The sequence below is a fragment of the Chlorogloea sp. CCALA 695 genome, assembly GCF_003003885.1.
Lineage (GTDB): Bacteria > Cyanobacteriota > Cyanobacteriia > Cyanobacteriales > Chroococcidiopsidaceae > Aliterella.
This window is the reverse complement of sequence record NZ_PVWN01000112.1, coordinates 1-6,104: the sequence shown is the minus strand read 5'-3', so window position 1 is coordinate 6,104 and position 6,104 is coordinate 1. Positions and strand designations below refer to the sequence as shown.

Here is a 6,104-nt window from a genome sequence, read left to right as displayed (position 1 = left end):
TCCTTTCGCAGGCATTGTCCTTGTACTTTGAAGATTTCAGACTTTAATTTTATACTCTTTAGAAGTCTATTAGCTTAACTCTAGATCTTCAAAACTCAATTTTCTTGCTCCTCTGCTTTCACTATTTCATCAAGCTCACCATCGTTGATGACGTGAGAGTAAATATCCAACGTTGTTTGAACCGATGCGTGTCCCATGAGATGCCTAACCCTATCAGCTGACATTCCTGCTTTGAGAAGACGAGTTGCATAAGTGTGACGGAATAGGTGCGGATAAACTCTAATTCCTGTCTTCTTAGCCAGCCGATTAAACATTGTGTTGAGGACTTTGGGGTTCATCGGCGCTCCCACTTCCCCCTCCCAGATATTTACAAATATGTAGTCCGATTCCACATTTGGGTACTCATAAATCAAATAGTCATTGTATATCTGCAACAATTTAGATGGAACAGGAATTACTCGCTCTTGCCCCTTAGCTCTTGCGCCATTAGGATTAACTCGCTGGACAACCTTAATGCTGTTATCAGTAAAGTCCCCAACATCTTCATGGCATAGACCCAAAAGTTCCCCCTTCCGCATCCCAGTATCATTCAGCATTAAGATAATCAGCTTGTCTCGCAATCTTTTACAGGCATTAGCTAAAGTTTCAACCTGTTCGTTGTTGAGGCAGCCAGGGAAGCTCTTTGGCTCCTTAAGCTTTACTAATTTCTTCCGCATGGGTTTACTTTTAGCAATGCCTTGTAAAAAACGAGTTCGGCTGATGCCAATAGGCATGAAGAAGCGCTCGAACTGCTTAAAATCTACCGTTTTAGAAGCAATATGGTACTCGTAAAATGTGCTAATGGCGGTTATTGCTCGATTAATACTGCGCTCTAATCTCTTAGCTTCAGCACCTTGCAGAGAAGTTACGTTCAAGGTATCACCCACTCTAAGCCAGTAAGCGAAGTCTTCTAAATCAGAAAGTTGAACATTTTTCCAATTCAGATGTTTGCAGTGCAAAAACTTCCACCATGCCTTAAAGTCGTAGCCATATGCCTCAACTGTATTAGGAGATTTACAGCCGCTAAGGAACGATAGGTATCGCTGTATAGGTTCTACTACTTCATAGTCTTGGTTCAACATCAACCAAATTGTTTCTCCACTATTAGGGTCAATACCTTTTTGAAGAGTTAAATTCATAAAGCTAGCATAGTACATATGTACTAAATGAATCAATATGTTACTCGTTGGAGAAGATTAAGTTTTGTATTCACTTATCTCTGGATAATGAAATGATTTGTTGTTGTTGTTTTTGTTAGAGAATAGATTTTTGGAGTATTACTTAACCATATTTGCGGATTTTGACCTTTAAGGCGTGAATTTGATAGCCTGGGATTGCCCCTATAAACTCTGGGATCAAAGCTAGGGGGAGGGTTTCTATGCCTGACAAAACTAGAATGCGATCATTGTCTAAACCCTCGCATATCCGCTCTAACTTGTAGTAGGGATGCTTAAGCAGAAAAGTTTTGAGCCAATTTTTTTGCTTGGGATTTAGGCATGGTTTAGCCATACATCAAAACCCACCTTCTTCATCTGACGCTGCTACCCACTCCGGCTTGTGTTTCACTTGCGCTTGGTGGTTGACAGCCTTCAGCGCTGGAGCCGCCTGCGCTTTAACAATAGATTCTGCTTGCTTCAGCAGTAACAGAGTTTCTGCTGAAGCTTCTTCGTCGGCATCTACCTTGGCGTACAGATTAATCCCAAGCTCAAGACTCTCGTAATTTCCCAGGTTAAACTTTTGGGTGTATGTAATACCGACTGTTGTATGTTGCATATTTTTGGTTGATTGAATAGTAAATCTATCGGTTCAGGGAACCCAATTGCAGATGTTGAATTTGATGATTCAACTTTTTGCGATATTGCCGTAAGACAATCTTGCCTTGTTGTTTGGCTTGCGGATATACCTGCTGGTAGTGTTTAAGAAGATGCTGCAATTGCTCAAGGTTCTTGTGTTTTGTAAATACTGGTTGTAGCATGGTTAGATTTTCCTTTGTCATTACAAACAGGGGGCTAGATAATTTTTCTAGCCCCCTGTTTGCTGTAATTTGTTTATGGTGCTTTAAGCGGTCTTTTGCTACGGTGCTTGTTCTAGCCGCCCGTGCGCTGTATCGATTTTAGAGATTGCCCGTACGATTGTATGCTGCCAGTTAACAGGCTCATTATAGGGCGCATACGCTGCAATTCCTGTTACTGGATTGTAGACACGAGAGAATAATACTTGCTCCGTGTCTCCAGGTTCTACAGCAATCGTCATTGGTTTGTTGAAACGAACAACTGGTAACATAGCAAGCGTGTAGATTAAACCTTTAGCAAAGAGGGTTCCTAAACCTGACTGAATTACATAATCTAGTTGCTGTTTTGACGAGCGTAATTCTTCAAGAATCTCTTTCAAATATGTGTTACTGACTTCGTTGGAATCTGGGAGGGCGTGTAGGTCTACGTTGCTAACTTTGCTCGAATCCATTGGATACCTCTTTATGGTACTAATGTACTATTTAGTTTGCTTTAATTATAAAATCTGGCTTTTGCCGCATCCACCGGAACAACGCTGGCATAGCCTTATAATTCTGCTTGAGAAAATCTTGGTAGCGTTCGGGTAAACGACCCGTTAGACACATTAGCTCCTCTCTATCCAAGCCTAGGTAGTATGCTAGTTGCTGGATTAAATATTCTTTAGGCGGATATTCTGTACTGTCGCTTTCCAGTTTAGATAAGTAGGTAAAGTCTATTTCTACCAGCGCCGCCAGTTCTCGCTGGCTATAGCCAATGCTTATTCGTGCAGTGCGGATGACTTGACCAAAGGTTGTTTTATGAAACCAACCTCTCTGGTACATAGTGGGGTTAAATCATCTGGAGCAAAATTTTCAATAATCCCACCTTTTTGGCATTGCACCAAGCCGCCATACAAGTGATAGGGCAAGAGTGCTGTAACTATCCGCACTTGACCGCTCAAAGAAGTAACTACTTCTCCTATCTGAAAATTCTTGATTGTTTTATTTTTTCGCATTTATCACGTAATCTTGTAATTGTAGTTAAAGTCAGAGCGCACCCGTTCGTGCGATCGCACTTTTATCGTTAGCCTTAACAAGTTTGTACCCGTTAGCTAATTCCATACCCACTTGAGCCGCGATCTCACCAATTTTTAGATTATCGCTATCTTGAATTACTCTCAATTGCATAATTCTTCACTCCAGTAACGCAAGTTTTCCCAAGTAATTCCTTCGCTGGCATCGTGTTTCTCAAATGCCTTTTGTAATACAGCTTGTGCCTGCTCATCGCTCAGAGAAGATGTCTCGTTATCTTCGTCAAAATCATCTTGAACTGCATGGACATCATCATTCGTCCAAACAACAGCTACTTTGTTTATCCAATACCGCGATAGTACAAGTTATACCTGCTTTTGGTCTGTAGCTAATCCCGCTTCGACTAAGCTTGAAGCCATGTCTTTGATGTGATCGTACATTACTTTCTGTTGCTCAAAACGCTTACGGTCATCTCTAGTGGCGGCAATTGCACCTGGTCGTAAGTCCTCTTTTGCAATCGCTGTACTAAAGCTTTGCTACAGGTAACTTCAATGTGGCACTCGGCAGACAATTGAGTGGAAATCGAAGCAGCTAAACTGTTAGCTATCTTTTGGCAATTGTCTAGATCCATATCTCCAACAACGTCAAATTCTAAAATGATTCTTTGTGAATGTCGTTTTTCGATCTTTCTACGTTCAAAGTTCATGATTGTTTACTGCTTTTAATAATTAGGGTTTTCTATGTAACTCTTGCCACATATTGCAAAACAAAGCTCCTTGTTCAATTGCATCATCCAACGCCAAATGTGTATGCGGCTTTTCATCAAACCAGTAACGCGGCATTCGGCGCTTAGTTGCGTCTCGATAACCAATTTTCAGCAATGCCATTGCTAAGGTTTTGATGTCTAATCCAGAATGAGAGAAAGGACTTCTACCCGTAAATCGGATTAAATACCAGTAAATAAACATAAAGTCAAAGGTAACTGGGTAAGCTACAAGGACGGGTTTACTTGGCAATGATTCAATCCATTGCAAATATTTGAGCATAGCTAGTCCAGGCGATTGCAAATCCTCTCGTTGCGCGCTCCATGCTTGGGGCTGCGTCTTCCACCAATCCATTGTGTTTTGGTCGCTTTTGGCTTCGGGCAATGTCTCCAGATTTGCAGAAAACACGCTTACCAGTGTTTTGTCAGGGAAATAAGCAGCAGAACCAAAACTAAGCATCGAATTGATGCCAGGAATGGGCCCATCGGTTTCAACGTCGGTACTAACATAGATTTCTTTCATCTACTTGTTCTGTTAAAGTTTGACAGTATAGTAAACTAGCTGAAATATAGATTTGATACTTTCAGCTAGTTATTTGGTTGTTATAAAAACTTCGCGCCTATCTTTGCTCTGGCGCTTCTACATACTCAATTACCGCAGCGATCGCTATAGTTATTTCTTCCATAGTTGTTACTGACAACTTCCCCAATTTGCGAATGAATCTTTGCTTATCTATTCCGCGCAACTGCAAGGCATCTACAGCCGAAGTTTTGGCTAAACCGTTACTACTGTCTAGTTCAATTTTCACGTGCCAAATATTATTGACAAAATACAGCTTCCAATCAGTGATGGGAGCAATTAGTTTAATCGGTAATCTGCCAATAGTGTCTGAACTTATAACTACAGCAGGGCGTACTTTTCTGATCTCCGCGCCTACGGTTGGGTCAAAGTTGACCAACCAAACCTCGCCTCGTTTAGGAGTAGAAATATTAGTAGTCAATGATATCCCCAGCTTCCAGTTCCCGCCATTCGTGGGAGTTTTCGTAATGTTCTAGCATTTCCTTTACTTGGCTTGCTAAAATCTGCTGACGCTCCAAGAGTGGTAGTTTCATGAAAGCACGACGCTCAGACAAAGTAAGCGGTAAAGTGGCTTCTGTTGTCTGTCCAAAATCTTGCTTTGATTGTAAGTTTTCCATTACTCTAAATGCCTCTCTAGTGCCTTGATACTTACTTTAACAAAACCGGATCGTCGTTGTTGCTAATACTGCGCGCGAAAAGAGGACGTTTACTTTTCGCGCGCAGCAATTATTGATTAGATTATTTAAAAACCCACATCTTCAGCTTCCCCGTTATGGCTGGCACGTAAAGTCATCGAGTCTTTATGCGCCCCTAAGCTGTCTAACTCCTCTACAGGTGACAGCGCCGCCACTGCACGGGATTCAGTTTCTAAAGCTGGCATTGACAATACATCAATTTTCTGACCTGGTTCTAGCGCTGACCAAGTATAGTCCTTGAGATGCGTGTAACCAACAAAGTAATCCTTCCAGTTTTCTGTTGTTGGTACTTGGTGGCTGACTACTCTACAGCACCACGATTTGTTTTGTTTTTCTCCTATTAATTCTGCTTGTGTTGTGAAGCAGAACACACCCAAAGCATGAAATAAATCGTTTTTTGGTTTAGCTGGAACTTGATTTATTAGCGCATGACAAGTTTCTAACTGAGCTTTGAAAGCACGTCTTTCTACTTCAAAGGTTGCCCCATTCACCCCTCGTGCTGCATATTTGAGCGGTAACGAATGCAACGGGTTATTGTTTTCATCTAGAAAAAATACGAGATACAATCGCTCAGTTTTGATGTTTTTGTCATCCTTAAGCGCTGCATCGTATAACCCTACAATTGCTCTTTTCTTTTGTTGTTCTGATACTTCAACATCTAACTGGTATAGTTCCGTTTTCGGACAAACAAGCATTCGAGGATTAGGAATTAAAATACCTTGTTCCGTTTCAAAAGAGCGGAAAGTATGGCTGATTAGCTGCGTTTCGTCAAAGTCAATCCATCCGCACTTTGCCATCGTGCTGACCGGGATGAAATAACCGCAGTGTAGTTGGTCGTTCAACACAATTACAGTTGGTAAATTGGCATTTTTATCGATAAATTCGTCGCTGACAAATTGATCTCGTTCAATACTTTGCGTCATTGTTTTGTTAGAGTCGAGGGCGGGTATTATTCCGCGCCCCTCTCCTACAGATCCGGACGTGAAGCTTTCGCCTCATCCGGCT

At 41.5% G+C, this 6,104-nt stretch carries 13 protein-coding genes; all 13 read right to left on the bottom strand.

Going from position 1 to position 6,104, the window contains the following annotated elements:
- Positions 1-95 precede the first annotated feature (95 nt).
- Positions 96-1,178, bottom strand: coding sequence for a tyrosine-type recombinase/integrase (locus C7B70_RS24735; RefSeq protein WP_106371551.1), 1,083 nt, complete (start codon positions 1,176-1,178; stop codon positions 96-98).
- A 142-nt stretch (positions 1,179-1,320) separates the two neighbouring features.
- A complete protein-coding gene (locus tag C7B70_RS24730; RefSeq protein WP_106371550.1) occupies positions 1,321-1,548 on the bottom strand; it encodes a hypothetical protein in 228 nt (75 codons plus the stop codon).
- A gap of 3 nt (positions 1,549-1,551) precedes the next feature.
- Positions 1,552-1,812 (bottom strand): hypothetical protein, encoded by a 261-nt coding sequence (locus tag C7B70_RS24725; RefSeq protein ID WP_106371549.1) that lies wholly within the window; start codon positions 1,810-1,812, stop codon positions 1,552-1,554.
- Between the two features lie 25 nt (positions 1,813-1,837).
- Positions 1,838-2,014 carry a hypothetical protein gene (locus C7B70_RS26690; protein ID WP_158260591.1) on the bottom strand — a complete coding sequence of 59 codons (177 nt, stop codon included), beginning with the start codon at positions 2,012-2,014 and terminating at the stop codon, positions 1,838-1,840.
- Positions 2,015-2,112: 98 nt separating this feature from the next.
- Positions 2,113-2,502 (bottom strand): hypothetical protein, encoded by a 390-nt coding sequence (locus tag C7B70_RS24720; RefSeq protein ID WP_106371548.1) that lies wholly within the window; start codon positions 2,500-2,502, stop codon positions 2,113-2,115.
- A 31-nt stretch (positions 2,503-2,533) separates the two neighbouring features.
- A complete protein-coding gene (locus C7B70_RS24715; protein ID WP_106371547.1) occupies positions 2,534-2,872 on the bottom strand; it encodes a helix-turn-helix domain-containing protein in 339 nt (112 codons plus the stop codon).
- Positions 2,809-3,045 carry a hypothetical protein gene (locus C7B70_RS26190; RefSeq protein ID WP_146134170.1) on the bottom strand — a complete coding sequence of 79 codons (237 nt, stop codon included), beginning with the start codon at positions 3,043-3,045 and terminating at the stop codon, positions 2,809-2,811. Before C7B70_RS26190 ends, C7B70_RS24715 begins: the two co-directional genes overlap by 64 nt.
- A 31-nt stretch (positions 3,046-3,076) precedes the next feature.
- A complete protein-coding gene (locus C7B70_RS26685) occupies positions 3,077-3,217 on the bottom strand; it encodes a hypothetical protein (RefSeq protein ID WP_158260590.1) in 141 nt (46 codons plus the stop codon).
- Between the two features lie 283 nt (positions 3,218-3,500).
- Complete coding sequence (locus C7B70_RS24710; RefSeq protein WP_106371546.1) at positions 3,501-3,767, bottom strand: hypothetical protein; 267 nt, start codon at positions 3,765-3,767, stop codon at positions 3,501-3,503.
- A 22-nt stretch (positions 3,768-3,789) separates the two neighbouring features.
- Entirely contained in the window at positions 3,790-4,347 is a 558-nt protein-coding gene (locus C7B70_RS24705) for an exonuclease (protein ID WP_106371545.1), read from the bottom strand.
- A 97-nt stretch (positions 4,348-4,444) separates the two neighbouring features.
- Positions 4,445-4,825 (bottom strand): type II toxin-antitoxin system PemK/MazF family toxin, encoded by a 381-nt coding sequence (locus tag C7B70_RS24700; RefSeq protein WP_199192549.1) that lies wholly within the window; start codon positions 4,823-4,825, stop codon positions 4,445-4,447.
- Positions 4,815-5,021: a hypothetical protein gene (locus tag C7B70_RS24695; protein ID WP_106371543.1), complete on the bottom strand. Its 207-nt coding sequence runs from the start codon at positions 5,019-5,021 to the stop codon at positions 4,815-4,817. Before C7B70_RS24695 ends, C7B70_RS24700 begins: the two co-directional genes overlap by 11 nt.
- A 125-nt stretch (positions 5,022-5,146) precedes the next feature.
- A complete protein-coding gene (locus tag C7B70_RS24690) occupies positions 5,147-6,022 on the bottom strand; it encodes a DUF5895 domain-containing protein (RefSeq protein ID WP_106371542.1) in 876 nt (291 codons plus the stop codon).
- Between the last annotated feature and the right edge of the window lie 82 nt (positions 6,023-6,104).

Excerpts from the sequence above, each read along its gene's own strand:
- C7B70_RS24735 (WP_106371551.1), bottom strand. The coding sequence starts at position 1,178 with ATGAATTTAACTCTTCAAAAAGGTATTGACCCTAATAGTGGAGAAACA.
- C7B70_RS24705 (WP_106371545.1), bottom strand. The coding sequence starts at position 4,347 with ATGAAAGAAATCTATGTTAGTACCGACGTTGAAACCGATGGGCCCATT.
- C7B70_RS26190 (WP_146134170.1), bottom strand. The coding sequence starts at position 3,045 with ATGCGAAAAAATAAAACAATCAAGAATTTTCAGATAGGAGAAGTAGTT.
- C7B70_RS24730 (WP_106371550.1), bottom strand. The coding sequence starts at position 1,548 with ATGGCTAAACCATGCCTAAATCCCAAGCAAAAAAATTGGCTCAAAACT.
- C7B70_RS24715 (WP_106371547.1), bottom strand. The coding sequence starts at position 2,872 with ATGTACCAGAGAGGTTGGTTTCATAAAACAACCTTTGGTCAAGTCATC.
- C7B70_RS24725 (WP_106371549.1), bottom strand. The coding sequence starts at position 1,812 with ATGCAACATACAACAGTCGGTATTACATACACCCAAAAGTTTAACCTG.
- C7B70_RS24690 (WP_106371542.1), bottom strand. The coding sequence starts at position 6,022 with ATGACGCAAAGTATTGAACGAGATCAATTTGTCAGCGACGAATTTATC.
- C7B70_RS26685 (WP_158260590.1), bottom strand. The coding sequence starts at position 3,217 with ATGCAATTGAGAGTAATTCAAGATAGCGATAATCTAAAAATTGGTGAG.
- C7B70_RS24720 (WP_106371548.1), bottom strand. The coding sequence starts at position 2,502 with ATGGATTCGAGCAAAGTTAGCAACGTAGACCTACACGCCCTCCCAGAT.
- C7B70_RS24710 (WP_106371546.1), bottom strand. The coding sequence starts at position 3,767 with ATGAACTTTGAACGTAGAAAGATCGAAAAACGACATTCACAAAGAATC.
- C7B70_RS26690 (WP_158260591.1), bottom strand. The coding sequence starts at position 2,014 with ATGCTACAACCAGTATTTACAAAACACAAGAACCTTGAGCAATTGCAG.
- C7B70_RS24695 (WP_106371543.1), bottom strand. The coding sequence starts at position 5,021 with ATGGAAAACTTACAATCAAAGCAAGATTTTGGACAGACAACAGAAGCC.